Below are 14,616 nucleotides of genomic sequence, written 5' to 3'. Positions count from 1 at the left end.
CCAATATGGACACCGGATTGATCGAACGTTTCGCCGCCATCGTGGGCGAGAAGAACGCACTCACCGCGCCAGAAGACATTGCGCCCTATCTGATCGAGCAACGCGATCTTTATAAGGGCAATTCGGCGCTGGTGTTGCGTCCCGGCTCCACGGAAGAAGTCGCGGCGATCATGAAACTCGCCAGCGAAACGAAAACACCGATTGTGCCGCAGGGCGGCAATACGGGCCTCGTCGGCGCGCAGACGCCGGATGAGAGCGGCACGACGATCGTGCTGGCGCTTGGCCGCATGAACAAGATACGCGCGCTTGATACGGTGGGCAATCTGGTGACCGTCGAGGCAGGCGTCATCCTGAAAAACCTTCAGGACGCGGCCGAGAAGGCGGGCCGCCTGTTCCCGCTGTCGCTGGGCGCGGAAGGTTCGTGCCAGATCGGCGGCAATCTCGGTTCCAATGCAGGTGGTACGGCGGTGCTCGCCTATGGCAATATGCGCGAGCTTTGCCTCGGTCTCGAAGTGGTTTTGCCAACCGGCGAAATTCTCGACGACCTCCGCTATGTGAAGAAAGACAATACCGGCTATGACCTGAAAGACCTGTTCGTGGGTTCCGAAGGCACGCTCGGCGTGATCACGGCGGCGGTTCTGAAAATCTTTCCGCAGCCGAAGGGCAAGGGCGTCGCCTATGCCGGGATGCGCAGCCCGGACGACGCGCTGCGCCTGTTCCAGCTCGCGACCGAACATGCAGGCCCGTCGCTGACCGGGTTTGAGCTGATGCCGCGTGTCGGCGTCGAGTTCACGGTGCGCCATGTCGATGGCGCGCGCGATCCGCTGGAAAGCCCGCATGACTGGTATGTGCTGATCGATATTTCCTCCACGCGCTCGGAAGAAGATGCGCGCACCACGCTGGAAACCATTCTGCACGAAGCTTTTGAGGCGGATATTCTTCAGGATGCGGCGATTGCCGAAAGCGTCGCGCAGGCGCAATCCTTCTGGAAAATGCGCGAGGAAATGTCCTGGGCGCAAAAGCCGGAGGGCGGCTCGATCAAGCACGATATTTCCGTGCCTGTTTCATCCATTCCGGCCTTTATCCGCGAAGCCAATGCGGCGGTGCTGGAGATGATCCCCGGTGCACGCATTGTCTGCTTCGGCCATATCGGCGATGGCAACCTGCATTATAACGTGTCGCAGCCGGTCGGCGCGGACAAAAAGGAATTCCTCTCCCATTGGGGCGCGCTTAATCACCGCATCCACACGATTGTCACAAGTTACAGGGGGTCGATTTCTGCCGAGCATGGCATCGGTCGCCTGAAGCGGGACGAGCTTGCGCATTTCAAGCAGCCTTTCGCGCTCGACCTGATGCGCCGCATCAAGACGGCCTTCGACCCGGCGGGGATTATGAACCCCGGCAAGACCCTGTAAAACAAACCAAATTGCTACTTGAATGACGGGCGGTTTTTCCGCCCGTTTTGCTATCGGTAAACGCATATTAGGAATAATTTCCGAATTCTTACACCTGGTTGCATTCTGATAACCAAAGGAAAAAGCAGGGAAAAGTTAACCCAACTCCTTAAGGCCATCGGTAACAAACGCGGTCTATTCTCCATCTCAACGAGGGCAGAAAGCCCAATCAAAGAGAAGCTGGAATAACCGGCTCTCGACAGAGACAGAGAGACAGAGGCGTTGACAATGATGAGCAAGGGACTGAAGCCAGACTGGGCAGGCCGTGAACTGCGGCTCGATCCGTTTCACTTTCCGCAGGTGGTGAGCTACGCATCGCACGACGGCAATACCGACGTCACCTTCACCATCAACGAACGGGGCGCGGTCATCCGGCAGGTTCTGCCGTCGAGCGGCCTGCCCATGTCGATTGCACTGCCGATCCATGCTTTTGTCGGTGTTGTCGCCCGCGCGGTCGAAGACGAATATGGCGAAATCACCGTCACGCTGGAACTGATGCATCAGGACCCGCAGCTTTCCGTGCCGCTTCTGGTGGCGCATGACCTGACCGATGTTGCCGCCGACTGGCGCGCCTGGGCGGCTGCGTTCAACCTGCCGATGATGCTGGTGGAAGAAGACGGCGTCGCCCGTCCGCTTTACGAAAGCACCGGCCCGGTGCGCACCAGCCAACCGCAGGCCCGCCGTCAGGGGCACGAGACGCGCCGTCGCCGCCCGCGCTTCCTCGCCCGCCGCAAGGCTGGCACGCTGGGCGTCCGTCTGGTGATCGAAGGCAAGGAAATCATCGCCCGGAATTGACCGCAGCGGAAAAGTTGAACGGGCGAGATTATTCACATTGTCGTGTGATCACGATCTCGTCCCATTCTGCCGCTAGGTTTAGGAGACTGCTTCATTTTGAAGCTAAATTAATTGGCTGACCTCCAGACAAAGCCACCCGGATGGGTTTCCCCATCCGGGTTCTTTTTTATCGATCAGAGCCGGGATTTACTTCTTGCGGCTGAGAAAGGCCATGATGGCCTCACGCGCTTCATTGGAGGTCAGGCGTTCGCCGAAAAGCTTCGCTTCCCGCGCAATACGATCCGCGATGTTTTCGGCGGGCATGCGCATGAGCGACCGCGCGATCTGCATGGCCTCCGGCGGCTTGGCGGCGATTTCTTCCGCAGCCTTCAGCACTTCCGCTTCCAGCTCTGCGCTTTCCACGATTTTATAGACGATGCCTGCTTCAAGCGCTGCTTCCGCGCTGAAACCATGACCGAGCGCCAGAAGGGCAAAGGCCTTCTGATGCCCCATCAGCGGTGGCGCGAGCAAGCTGGAACCGGCTTCCGGCACGAGACCGAGATCAACGAATGGCGTGCGGAACAGCGCATGTGACGTTGCAAATGTCAGGTCGCAATGGAAATGGATCGTCGTGCCAATGCCAATCGCAAGGCCATCAACGCCTGAGACGACCGGCTTTTTGGCGCTCGACAGGGCATAGAGAAAATCCAGAATATCCTTGCCCATATCGCCGCCGCCAGCCGCTGCGGCCATGAAATCCTGCATGTCGTTGCCGGATGAAAACGCGCCCGGCACACCAAGAAACACATGGACGCGCACCGCGTCGTCGGCGTCGCCATCCTTCAACGCCTTGGCCATGGTGGCATACATGGCGCGGGTGATGGCGTTTTTCTTGTCGGCCCGGTTCAGTCGGATAATCTGCACCGCATCGCGACGTTCGACGAGAATATGTTCGCTCACGTTCAAGCCTCCAGTGCGGATTTAGCGGCGGCGAGGCTGGCTGCGCCGGTGATGACGGTGTCTTTCAACGACGATACTTCGGCCAGCATGTTCTCGGCGAAGAAACGGCAAAGAACGGCGCGACCCTTATCGTCGCCTGCAAGCGGCTGCGCGGGCCAGATAAGCGCCGCCGGAAGTAAGCGACAGCAGACGCTGATAAGGCGTTGCACCGGCAAGTGCCGCCTCTGCGCCACCCTCGGCAACTGTCTTTTGCAGCCAGTCGGTCGCTTCACGCGCTTCGGAGAGCGCCTTTGCAAGACGTGCGCCGGTTTCGCCCAGTTCCGGGCGGTTGGAGGCAACTACCTTGTCGGCATCCTGCTGCAATTCGGCAAGGAAACCCTTGATATGCTCGCCATTTCCAAGCGGCAACTTGCGCATCACCAGATCGATGGCCTGAATGCCGTTGGTGCCTTCGTAAATCGGCGTGATGCGCGCATCGCGCAGCAATTGGGCCGCGCCGGTTTCCTCAATGAATCCCATGCCGCCATGGATCTGCACGCCGAGCGACGTGACATCCACGCCAACATCGGTGGCAAAACTCTTGGCCAGCGGCGTGAGCAAACCGGCACGGTCGGCCCAATGCTGTGCATCCGCACCTTCGGTCGCATGGCTCATGTCGATGGCATGGGCGCAGGCATAGGTGATGGAACGGGCGGCCTGCGTCAGCGCCTTCATGGTCAAAAGCATGCGCTGCACATCGGGGTGTTCGATGATCGGGCTCATACCCTCCTTGGGATTCGCACCGATGGCGCGGCCCTGCTTGCGCTCCTTGGCATAGTTGAGCGCCTGCTGGTAAGCCGCTTCCGCAACGCCAACGCCCTGAATGCCGACCAGCAGGCGGGCATTGTTCATCATGGTGAACATGCAGGCGAGGCCGCGATTTTCTTCGCCGATCAGATAGCCGACCGCGCCCTGTTCCTCGCCTTTCACGAAACCGTCGCCATAGATCATGGTGCAGGTCGGCGAGGCGTGAATGCCCATCTTGTGTTCAAGACCAGAGCAGAACAGATCGTTGCGACGACCGAGCGAACCGTCTTGATTGACGAGGAATTTCGGCACGAGAAACAGCGAAATGCCCTTGGTGCCCGCAGGCGCATCGGGCAGGCGGGCCAGCACCAGATGCACGATGTTATCGGTCAGGTCATGTTCGCCATAGGTGATGAAAATCTTCTGGCCGAAAATGCGATAGGTGCCGTCATTGCCGCGCTCGGCGCGGCTGCGCAGCGCGCCAAGGTCGGAACCGGCCTGCGGCTCGGTCAGGTTCATCGTGCCCATCCACTCGCCGGAGATAAGCTTTTCGAGATAGATATCCTTCAATTCCCTGGAGGCATGCTTTTCCAGCGCCTCAATCGCACCCGTGGTGAGCGTCGGCCCGATGGCGAAGGACAGCGAACCGGCATTCCACATTTCATTGACGGCGACCGACATCATGGTCGGCAGACCCTGACCGCCATAGTCCGGCGTGCCCGTCAGCGAATTCCAGCCGCCTGCAATCCAGTCGCGGTAAAGGTCTTTCCAGCCCGGCGCGGTGGTGACGACGCCGTCCTTGACGGTCGCGCCATGCCGGTCGCCGGGGATGCGTAAGGGCTCGACACGTTCAGCGGCAAACTTTCCGGCCTCTTCGAGAATGGCTGCGGCCAGATCGGCGGAAAATTCGGGAAAGCGGTTGTCGGCCAGCGCTTTTTCAAGCCCCGCAACCTTCATCAGCGTATGGGAAATTTCAGAAACCGGCGCGCGATACATCTTTCCTCCACATCGTGCTCATCGAGGCCCCTCCTCGGAAACCCCGGCCTCCGATCTGCAAGCGTGCAGAGGGAGTATCAGTCTTCTTCAACACAAGAGCTATCGGCTTATTACGTAAACGTCAATATTTTCTCGCAGCCTATTGCATGATGAAAACAGGCTCCAATCGCATCCTATCTGTCAAAAGGATGCGATCATGCCGGTGCTGTCATTAAAACTATTTGCCGGAACGTTCCCGCTCCACAGCACGCCAGCCGATATCGGTGCGATAAAAACCTTCCGGCCAGTCGATCTTCCTGATGGCGTCGTAGGCTTTCGCCTGTGCTTCCTCGACAGTGCTGGCGACTGCGGTGATGTTCAGCACACGACCGCCATTGGCAATGAGATTGCCGTCCTTTTCAGCAGTGCCTGCGTGGAAGACCTTGACACCATCGAGACCGTCAAGCGCGTCGAGACCGCGAATGACGCTGCCCTTCTTTACATTGGTCGGATAGCCTTCCGCAGCCATAACGATGGTCAGCGCCGGATCATCTTTCCAGTCCGGCGAAACCTGATCCAGCTTGCCGTCGACGGCGGCATCGATCAGCGCCAGCAAGTCGCTGTTGAGGCGCATCATCAGCACCTGACATTCCGGGTCCCCGAAACGGGTGTTGTATTCGATCAGCTTTGGGCCGTCCTTGCCGATCATCAGGCCGAGAAACAGGATGCCGGAGAAGGGCGCGCCGATTTCCGCCATGCCGCGCATGGTCGGCTCGATCAGTTCGCGCATGGTGCGCTCAACGATTTCCGGCGTCATGACCGGAGCTGGGGCATAAGCGCCCATGCCGCCCGTATTGGGGCCGGTGTCGCCATCGCCGACACGCTTGTGATCCTGCGCCGAGCCAAGCGGCAGCGCCGTTTTGCCGTCGCATATGCAGAAGAAGCTTGCTTCTTCGCCGTCCAGAAATTCTTCCACCACCACTTCGGCCCCGGCAGAGCCGAACGCGCCTTCGAAGCAGGCATCGACCGCATCCAGCGCTTCATCGAGCGTCATGGCGACGACCACGCCCTTGCCTGCGGCCAGACCGTCAGCCTTCACCACTATGGGCGCGCCCTGCTGGCGGATATAGGCCTTGGCTTTCGGCGCATTGTTGAAACGGCCATAGGCCCCGGTCGGAATATCGAAGCGGGCGCAGAGATCCTTGGTGAAACCCTTGGAGCCTTCCAGCTGGGCTGCCGCCCTGGAGGGGCCAAAGACGCGGATGTTTTCGGCGCGCAGATCGTCGGCAAGGCCTGCAACCAGCGGCGCTTCCGGTCCGACGATGACCAGATCGATGGCCTTATCCTTGGCGAAGGCAATAACGGCCTTATGGTCGCTGACATCGATATCGACCAGCTCGGCTGCTTCCGCGATGCCGGGATTGCCCGGCGCGCAATAGAGTTTTGTCAGTGACGGAGAAGCGGACAGTTTCCAGGCCAGAGCATGTTCACGACCGCCAGAACCGATTAAAAGAACTCTCATTGCTTGCTCCGTCTTCGTCGGGGTTATAGTGATGGCTGCATATATCAAGGATTTCGCCATGTCACAGCCCGAACTACACGGATCGATTCAGTCACGCAATGCGCAAGGGCGCGTAAAGGACGCTCCGTCGGGCCATTGGGTCTATAAGTTGTTGCCGCAGTCGCTTTGGCCCTATGCGCAGCTTGCGCGCTGGGATCGCCCGATTGGCTGGCAGCTTCTGTTGTGGCCGTGCTGGTGGTCGGCGGCACTGGTGGCGGGCGCCGGTGCGCAGCCCGGTGACGGCGCATGGTCGGTCGTGCCTTCGATCTGGCACCTGTTTCTGTTTCTGGTCGGCGCCATCGCCATGCGCGGCGCGGGCTGCACCTATAATGATCTGGTCGATCAGGATATCGACGATCAGGTGGACCGTACCCGTTCACGCCCGCTGCCTGCCGGGCAGGTGACACGCGGTCAGGCCAAAGCCTTTCTCGTCCTGCAAGCGCTGGTCGGGCTTGTCGTGGTGCTGCAATTCAACTGGTTTTCGATTGCGCTGGGCATTTTCTCGCTTTTGATCGTCGCTGCCTATCCCTTCATGAAACGCATTACCGACTGGCCGCAATTTGTGCTGGGTCTCGCCTTTTCATGGGGTGCGTTGATGGGTTGGGCTGCGGTCGAAGGATCGCTCTCGTTGCCACCGGTGCTGCTCTATATCGGCGCGATCCTGTGGACCATCGGTTACGACACGATTTACGCCCATCAGGACAAGGAAGACGACGCGCTGGTCGGCGTGCGTTCCACGGCGCGCCTGTTCGGGAAGCACACCAAGACCGCGCTGATGATCCTTTATGGTGGCGCTATCGGTTTCTTTGCCGCCGCTTTTGCGGTGGCGCAGGTGCCGATGCCGGCACTTGCCGGATTGCTGGCCGCTGGCGTACATCTCTACCGCCAGATCATCGTGCTCGATATCGACAACCCCGACCAGTGCCTGAAACTGTTCAAGTCGAACAATATCGTCGGCTGGCTGATCTTCCTCGGCCTCGTTTTCGGCAGCCTCTGGGTGGCGATCAAGCCGATTGTGTAATTGAGGGGCAGGCGTAAACGCGCGACCCTCATCCTGAGCTTGTCGAAGGGCCGCCCCTTCGAGGCTTCGCTACGCTCCGCACCTCAGGGTGAGGGCGGGGGTAGCAGCTTTTCTTTCTCTTACGGATAAAGCCGGTCCTTGTTCCAGTCCCCTTCCGGCACGGGCCGGGTAAATAAGACGCGGTCGTGCAGGCGGAACGGGCGATCGTGCCAAAACTCGATCGAGACCGGGCGAATGCGGAAGCCCGACCAGTATGGCGGGCGTGGAATGTCGCCGATGGCATATTTCGCGGTATATTCCGCGACAGATTTTTCCAGCGCGAAACGGCTTTCCAGCGGGCGCGACTGTTTTGAGGCCCATGCGCCGATACGGCTGCCGCGTGGACGCGAGGCGTAATAAGCGTCGGCTTCGGCATCGCTGACTTTCTCAACCGGCCCACGCACGCGCACCTGACGGCGCAGCGTCTTCCAATGGAAGCACATGGCAGCCTTTTCAGCCGACAGGATTTCCTGCCCCTTCTTGCTCTCATAATTGGTGTAGAAGACAAAGCCGTGTTCGTCGAAATCCTTCAGCAGTACCATGCGCACATTGGGCAGCCCATCAGGATCGACGGTGGCAAGCGCTACGGCATTGGGATCGTTCGGTTCGGTCTTGCCTGCATCGGCCAGCCACTCCGCAAAAAGCTTGAAAGGCTGGGAAGACAGGGTGAAATCGTCGCTTGAGCTGGTCATTTCCACTATTCTCGAATGATTGTGGTGATAGGCGGGGTCGGAACGGGAATCCCGACCTGAAAAACTGGCGCGAGCTTCCTCCATAAAGCGCGTCTTGTCCACCTCCTGGTCAGGGACAGGGGCGGGGTTGAATGCATATGCCGCATCACAAGAATGGGCGTGGATTTTTCTGCCCGTCGGCTGAGGAAACCCACAGAGTTGCTGTTGTGCATTGGTATGGTTTTGTTTACCTTGCCAGCTCATCGCTTGTTAACCCACCACCGCCATAATCGCTGCATCCATAGCGTGTAAAATTGAGGACGTAGCGTTTGGCTGCTGGAACTGTCTGTCACCAGAAACATATCCGCTCTGCCGTTGATTTTGCTGCGGCCCTGCGCAATGCCGTGATCGGCATGACGCTGTTTTCGCTGGCCGGTTGTGCCATGGGTGGCGTCAGCATCGACAAGGCCGTTCCTGATTCGACCACCATCACCGGTTCGGTGCAGCAGCCGACCGTGCCGGATTCCAGTACGCTTTCCGATCAGTCAACAGTCAAGAACGTGGTTTCCGCTTTAAACTTCACGCAATGGGGTAAGAAGCCGGTGCCGTGGACCAATCCGGATACTGGCAGCCAGGGCACGATCACGACCGTTGCCGAGAGCAACAAGAACGATCAGCTCTGCCGTGAATTCGAGACCTCACGCGAAGCTTTTGACGGCGTTTCCATCTATCGCGGTGAAACCTGCATGCAGCGCGGCGGCCAGTGGACTGTCACGGCATTTGCACCGATCTGACAATATGCGCAGTCTGACGTCGGTACAGACTGGAACTTTTCTTGCCTGATGCGCATATTAGGCTCAATTGAGTCTTACCACTGACTTCACAGTCATTTTCCTGAATGAGGAACTATATGCGCGATCCCTATAGCGTGCTGGGCGTCGCCAAAACGGCGAAGCCCGAAGAAATAAAATCGGCCTTTCGCAAGCTGGCCAAAAAGCACCATCCGGATCAGAACCAGGATGATCCAAAGGCGCAGGAGCGCTTTGCGGAAGTTAATCAGGCCTATGAAATCGTCGGCGACAAGGATAAGCGCGGTCAGTTCGACCGTGGCGAGATCGATGCCGAAGGCAAGCCCTTGTTTCAGGGTTTCCAGGGCGGCGGTGGTTTCGGCGGTGCACATGGCGACCCGTTTGCGGGCTTCCGCCAGGGCGGCGGCAACAGCCATTTCGAATTCCGTTCCGGTCCCGGCGGTCAGGGCGGCGGCTTCGGCGGCGCAGAAGATATTCTGAACGATTTGTTCGGCGGTGCTTTTGGCGGCAGCGGACGGCAGCGTGGCCGCGCGGGCACCAGTGCCAAGGGCCAAGATCTGTCCGCATCCATCGACGTGACCCTGTCGCAAGCGGCAGGCGCGGAGAAAGTCGAGGCGATTTTCCCGAATGGCAAGCATCTCAACATCAAGCTGCCGAAATATGTCGAGGATGGCCAGACCATCCGCTTGAAAGGGCAGGGCGAGCCGCTGATGGGCGGAACGCCCGGCGATGCGCTTGTGACGATCCGCTTCAAGCCGCATCCGCGTTTCCGTCTTGAAGGGCGCGACGTGCATGTGGATTTGCCGGTCAATCTCAGCGATGCAGCCCTTGGCGGCAAGGAAGAGGTCGAGACGCTTGATGGGCGTATTGCGGTGAAGGTTCCCGCCTGGTCGAGTTCGGATCGGGTGCTGCGCCTGAAGGAAAAGGGCCTGCCGCTGAAAGCGGGCGGGCGCGGCGACCTTTATGTTCATATCCGCATCATGCTGCCGGAGGGCGGTGACAAGGAACTAGAAGAATTCCTCCAGAAGCGCCGCGAAGGCTGATATTGTTCTCCCGAAGCGGAAAATCGCTTTGGGAGGCAATAAGGCCACACAATAAGAATTGATGCGATTCTGATCGATTGAATTGCTTTTCAATCGATCAGAACTGTTTTTTCTGTGGTCACGCGGGCCAAAATGCGGGCCGGGTGTTGTAGCTTTGCGGCAGTAAAGTGACAATGCCCGGCTTTTTCGCTGCAATTGCTTGAAGGTGATGCAAGCCTGTGCGATAGGGCAACAAGTTTATAGTTTTTCAATGAGGACCCTTAATGACCGCACAGTCTGGTTTGTTGCAGGGCAAGCGTGGATTGATTCTGGGCGTGGCCAACAACCGCTCCATCGCCTGGGGCATTGCCAAGGCCGCCCGCGATGCCGGCGCAGAACTCGCATTCACCTATCAGGGCGATGCATTGAAGAAGCGCGTCGAGCCGCTTGCCGAAGAACTTGGCGCTTTTGTTGCCGGTCATTGCGACGTGGCGGATGCCGCGAGCATCGACGCTGTTTTTGACGCGCTTGAGAAGAAGTGGGGCAAGATCGACTTTCTGGTGCACGCCATCGGTTTCTCCGACAAGGACGAACTGACCGGCCGCTACCTCGATACGTCGGAAGCCAATTTCACCAATACGATGCTGATTTCGGTTTATTCGCTGACCGCAGTTGCCCGCCGCGCGGAAAAGCTGATGGCTGATGGCGGGTCGATCCTGACGCTGACCTATTACGGCGCCGAGAAGGTCATGCCGAATTACAACGTCATGGGCGTTGCCAAGGCTGCACTCGAAGCAAGCGTAAAGTATCTCGCCGTCGATCTCGGCCCGCAGAACATCCGCGTCAACGCGATTTCGGCAGGCCCGATCAAGACGCTGGCCGCTTCGGGCATTGGCGACTTCCGCTATATTCTCAAATGGAACGAGTATAACGCGCCGCTGCGCCGCACCGTGACGATTGAAGAAGTGGGCGATGTTGGCCTCTACTTCCTCTCCGACCTGTCGCGTTCGGTGACGGGTGAAGTGCACCACGCTGATAGCGGTTACCACGTCATCGGTATGAAGGCGGTGGACGCGCCGGACATTTCAGTCGTCAAGGACTGATACGATCCTTTTGAAATCCCGAAAAGTTGAGACGCTTTTCGGGATTTTTTCTTTGTCTTTCCCGGACCGGGAAAGTTATCCCTGTTTTAGCGCCTGATCCAAAAGCCGCCATGCCGGTCTGCAAATGGCAATTTCTGCGCTTCCGGTGCTCACGTACCCAAATGTACGCTGCGCTCCGGTTCTCGAAATCACCATTTTCGCCACAGCCTGCCGGTTTTTGATTCAGACACTAAGAGAAAGAGGAAACAGCCGGAACGGCTTCGACAGCTGTTTTCGACTGGCAACGCTTTAGAGGTAAGGCTTTGGCCCGGGAGATCATCTACTTTTCGCGTCACGGCGAAACGGACTGGAATGTTTCGCAGCGCATTCAGGGGCAGCTCGATATTGACATCAATGCCCATGGACGCACCCAGGCTGATCGCAATGGCGATATGCTGAAATCGCTAATCGGTGATGGCGCAGGCTTCGATTTCGTGGCAAGCCCATTACGCCGCACGCGCGAGACGATGGAACGCATCCGGCTGCGCATGGGCCTTGATCCTTATGATTTCCGCACCGATCCGCAATTGATGGAAGTGAATTTCGGCGACTGGCAGGGCTTCATGATGGAAGACATTGCCAGGGAGAGAAACGATCTCATCGAAGCGCGCGCCCGCGACAAGTGGAATTTCATGCCGCCGGGCACCACCGCTGAAAGCTATATGAGCCTGTCGCAGCGCATTGGCCGCTGGGTGGAGGCCGTGGAATGGCCAACCGTTTGCGTGACGCATGGCGGCTGCATTCGCACGCTGTTTTATCTCTATGGTGATCTGGACGGCCACGACGCCGCCAATCTCTCCATCCCGCAGGACAAGATTCTGAAGTTCGAAAACGGCAAGCTGGAGTGGGTGTGACAAGCCGCTGATGGCGGCTATGATCGGCAGCAGAATTGCGCTCACATAGCGAAAAGGTCACATGATGCCGTTCAAACACTTTGCCGTCATTGCAGATATTCATGGCAACAGCGATGCGCTGGCGGCGGTGCTTGCTGATATTGACGCGCAGCGCATCGAAACAATCATCAATCTGGGCGACCATCTGAGCGGACCGCTTGCTGCACGCGAAACAGCCGACATGCTGATTGCCCGCGATATGATCTCCATTCGCGGCAACCATGATCGCTGGCTGGTTGAACAGCCCATTGACGAAATGAGCCAGTCGGACCGCGCTGCGCGGGAGAAGATAGATGAGACGCATCTGGAATGGTTGCGCGCCTTGCCTGCAACGCGCGAGCTGGCCGATGGTCGCATTTTCGCCTGCCACGCCACGCCGACGAGCGACACATGCTACTGGCTCGAGACTGTGACTGAAAGCGGCGATGTCGTTTTGCAATCGCGGGCGGTGATAGAAGCGGAAGCCGGGGATATTTCCGCGTCGCTGCTGTTGTGCGGACACACGCATATGCCGCGCATTTTGCGCCTGAGCGATGGCAGCCTGCTGGTCAATCCCGGCAGTGTCGGTTGCCCCGGCTATGACGATGATCAGCCGCGCCCGCATGTCGTGCAGACCGGCAATCCCAATGCATCTTATGCCGTGATAGAGGAAGGCCCGTCCGGCTGGCTCGTGACGATGCGCAGCATTCCTTACGACACGTCGCGCATGGTGGCGCTTGCGGAGAAGGCCGGGCGTCCGGATTGGGCGCGCGTGGTGCGCAGCGGCTGGTTTCACCCATGAAAAGAGCGGCTTTTCAGCCGCTCGTCAAACCTGCCAACTGCCCATAGCCAGCGCTTACGGCGCTTCCTGAATGTCGGTGATGAAGCGGGTATTGTCGACCATATCGTAGATGATGATGACCTTCATGCCCTTGTTGATGGCGCTGTAATCGAATTCGCCGGGCAGTTTGTAGGTCTTGCCGTCATCGAGCGAAAGCGTTTCGCTGTCCTTGTTGATGGACGTGATCTTGCCTTCGGCATCGTCGGCCATGGCGACTGTTGAAAACAGCGAGGCGAGAATGAGGATCAATCCGACCAGATACTGCATGGTTTTCCGTTCCTTTGCCCGCTCTTTCGCCCGGTTTCATTGTCGTGAAGCAAGACTTCACCGAGATCGACACGACGTCGCCATTTGTCTATTAGCGACTTGCTCTTTGTTGCCCTCAATCTAGCGTGTCGAATGTGTCAAAAAAAATACCGGAACGGGATGATCCGAAGGAAATTTCGGGTCGGCGGTGGCCATGATTTGACCGATCCCGAAAAGCTCAATAAAACGCCCGATGAAGTAGCTGGTATCCTGCCCGTCAGGGTTCGCCTCCGGGGCGTTCCGGGGTCATTTTAGTCAGGCGTCGCGCATGTCTCATAATAGTTTCGGTCATCTGTTCCGCGTAACCACCTGGGGCGAAAGCCACGGTCTGGCGCTCGGTTGCGTCGTGGATGGGTGCCCGCCCGGCATCACCTTCACCGAAACTGAAATTCAGTCCTATCTCGACAAGCGCAAGCCCGGTCAGTCCAAATATACCACCCAGCGTCGCGAGCCGGATCAGGTGCGCGTGCTATCCGGCGTTCTTCTCGGCGAAGACGGCGTGACCATGACCTCCACCGGCACACCCATCTCGATGATGATCGAAAACACCGATCAGCGCTCCAAGGATTATGGCGAGATCGCCCGCCAGTACCGTCCGGGTCATGCCGATTACACCTATGACGTCAAATATGGCATTCGCGATTATCGTGGCGGGGGCCGCTCGTCGGCGCGGGAAACGGCGGCCCGTGTGGCGGCTGGGGCCATTGCGCGCAAGATCGTGCCGGGCCTTGAAGTCAAGGGCGCGCTGGTTGCCATGGGCGTACACGGTATCGACCGCCGCCGCTGGAACTGGTCGGAAGTGGACAACAATCCTTTCTTCTCGCCGGATGCCGGGTCGGTTGAATTGTTCGCGGATTATCTCGATGGTATTCGCAAGAGCGGATCGTCGGTCGGCGCGGTGATCGAGATCGTGGCCGAGGGCGTGCCCGCCGGTATCGGCGCGCCGATCTATGGCAAGCTCGATCAGGATATTGCCAGCCTGCTGATGTCGATCAACGCCGTGAAGGGTGTCGAAATCGGCAATGGTTTTGAAGCTGCGCGCCTGACCGGCGAGGAAAATGCCGATGAAATGCGGATGGGCAATGACGGCACGCCGCTGTTCCTGTCCAACCATGCCGGCGGCATTTTGGGGGCATCGCCACCGGCGCGCCGGTGGTGGCGCGCTTTGCGGTCAAGCCGACGTCTTCCATTTTGACGCCGCGCCGCTCCATCGACAAGGACGGCAAGGAAGTGGACGTGATGACCAAGGGACGTCACGATCCATGCGTGGGCATCCGCGCCGTGCCGATTGGCGAGGCCATGGTCGCTTGCGCCATTGCGGATCATTATCTGCGTCACCGCGGCCAGACTGGCCGCGTCTGAGGAAAATACGGCCAAGGCAGG

General features: G+C 58.7%; 12 protein-coding genes and 2 pseudogenes. 9 read left to right on the top strand and 5 right to left on the bottom strand.

Translation table 11 applies throughout. The annotated features are described in order from the left end of the window. Positions 1 to 5: 5 nt before the first annotated feature. Entirely contained in the window at positions 6 to 1,415 is a 1,410-nt protein-coding gene (locus QLQ11_RS06195; RefSeq protein ID WP_121537333.1) for an FAD-binding oxidoreductase, read from the top strand. Positions 1,416 to 1,682: 267 nt separating this feature from the next. Next, positions 1,683 to 2,249, top strand: a complete 567-nt coding sequence (locus QLQ11_RS06190; RefSeq protein ID WP_121537334.1) for a DUF6101 family protein — start codon at positions 1,683 to 1,685, stop codon at positions 2,247 to 2,249. A 186-nt stretch (positions 2,250 to 2,435) separates the two neighbouring features. Here the strand turns inward: QLQ11_RS06190 and QLQ11_RS06185 are convergent, their stop codons facing one another. The 3 genes and pseudogenes from QLQ11_RS06185 to purD all read right to left on the bottom strand — a co-directional run bounded on the left by QLQ11_RS06185 (position 2,436) and on the right by purD (position 6,471). Beyond that, positions 2,436 to 3,188, bottom strand: coding sequence for a crotonase/enoyl-CoA hydratase family protein (locus QLQ11_RS06185; protein WP_109368442.1), 753 nt, complete (start codon positions 3,186 to 3,188; stop codon positions 2,436 to 2,438). A 2-nt stretch (positions 3,189 to 3,190) separates the two neighbouring features. Continuing rightward, positions 3,191 to 4,970 (bottom strand): annotated as a pseudogene (locus QLQ11_RS06180) (acyl-CoA dehydrogenase). Between the two features lie 217 nt (positions 4,971 to 5,187). Continuing rightward, positions 5,188 to 6,471, bottom strand: coding sequence for a phosphoribosylamine--glycine ligase (gene purD / locus QLQ11_RS06175; RefSeq protein WP_124915186.1), 1,284 nt, complete (start codon positions 6,469 to 6,471; stop codon positions 5,188 to 5,190). A gap of 58 nt (positions 6,472 to 6,529) precedes the next feature. On the opposite strand from purD, the gene ubiA reads away from it, so the two are divergent. Next, complete coding sequence (ubiA, locus tag QLQ11_RS06170) at positions 6,530 to 7,531, top strand: 4-hydroxybenzoate octaprenyltransferase (RefSeq protein ID WP_124915187.1); 1,002 nt, start codon at positions 6,530 to 6,532, stop codon at positions 7,529 to 7,531. Between the two features lie 119 nt (positions 7,532 to 7,650). Here ubiA and pdxH read toward each other — a convergent pair whose 3' ends face one another. Further along, complete coding sequence (gene pdxH, locus QLQ11_RS06165; protein WP_124915188.1) at positions 7,651 to 8,262, bottom strand: pyridoxamine 5'-phosphate oxidase; 612 nt, start codon at positions 8,260 to 8,262, stop codon at positions 7,651 to 7,653. 308 nt (positions 8,263 to 8,570) lie between these two features. Here pdxH and QLQ11_RS06160 point away from each other — a divergent pair, with 308 nt between their 5' ends. The 5 genes from QLQ11_RS06160 (at position 8,571) to QLQ11_RS06140 (ending at position 12,888) form a co-directional block, all read left to right on the top strand. Continuing rightward, positions 8,571 to 9,035 (top strand): RT0821/Lpp0805 family surface protein, encoded by a 465-nt coding sequence (locus QLQ11_RS06160; RefSeq protein WP_371830798.1) that lies wholly within the window; start codon positions 8,571 to 8,573, stop codon positions 9,033 to 9,035. A 116-nt stretch (positions 9,036 to 9,151) separates the two neighbouring features. Next, positions 9,152 to 10,093 (top strand): DnaJ C-terminal domain-containing protein, encoded by a 942-nt coding sequence (locus QLQ11_RS06155; protein WP_124915189.1) that lies wholly within the window; start codon positions 9,152 to 9,154, stop codon positions 10,091 to 10,093. 263 nt (positions 10,094 to 10,356) lie between these two features. Continuing rightward, a complete protein-coding gene (gene fabI / locus QLQ11_RS06150) occupies positions 10,357 to 11,175 on the top strand; it encodes an enoyl-ACP reductase FabI (protein WP_109368447.1) in 819 nt (272 codons plus the stop codon). Positions 11,176 to 11,477: 302 nt separating this feature from the next. Continuing rightward, a complete protein-coding gene (locus tag QLQ11_RS06145) occupies positions 11,478 to 12,068 on the top strand; it encodes a histidine phosphatase family protein (protein ID WP_124915190.1) in 591 nt (196 codons plus the stop codon). A 64-nt stretch (positions 12,069 to 12,132) separates the two neighbouring features. Next, positions 12,133 to 12,888, top strand: a complete 756-nt coding sequence (locus QLQ11_RS06140; RefSeq protein WP_124915233.1) for a metallophosphoesterase — start codon at positions 12,133 to 12,135, stop codon at positions 12,886 to 12,888. 54 nt (positions 12,889 to 12,942) lie between these two features. Here the strand turns inward: QLQ11_RS06140 and QLQ11_RS06135 are convergent, their stop codons facing one another. Further along, a complete protein-coding gene (locus QLQ11_RS06135) occupies positions 12,943 to 13,194 on the bottom strand; it encodes a DUF1344 domain-containing protein (protein WP_109368449.1) in 252 nt (83 codons plus the stop codon). A 307-nt stretch (positions 13,195 to 13,501) separates the two neighbouring features. Between QLQ11_RS06135 and aroC the strand changes: the two are divergent. Next, positions 13,502 to 14,595: pseudogene (gene aroC / locus QLQ11_RS06130) on the top strand (chorismate synthase). Positions 14,596 to 14,616 lie beyond the last annotated feature (21 nt).

It is taken from the genome of Ochrobactrum sp. SSR, from assembly GCF_030067775.1.
GTDB lineage: Bacteria > Pseudomonadota > Alphaproteobacteria > Rhizobiales > Rhizobiaceae > Brucella > Brucella teleogrylli.
Note: the sequence above shows the minus strand (reverse complement) of the source record. Positions and strands in the feature narration are given on the sequence as shown.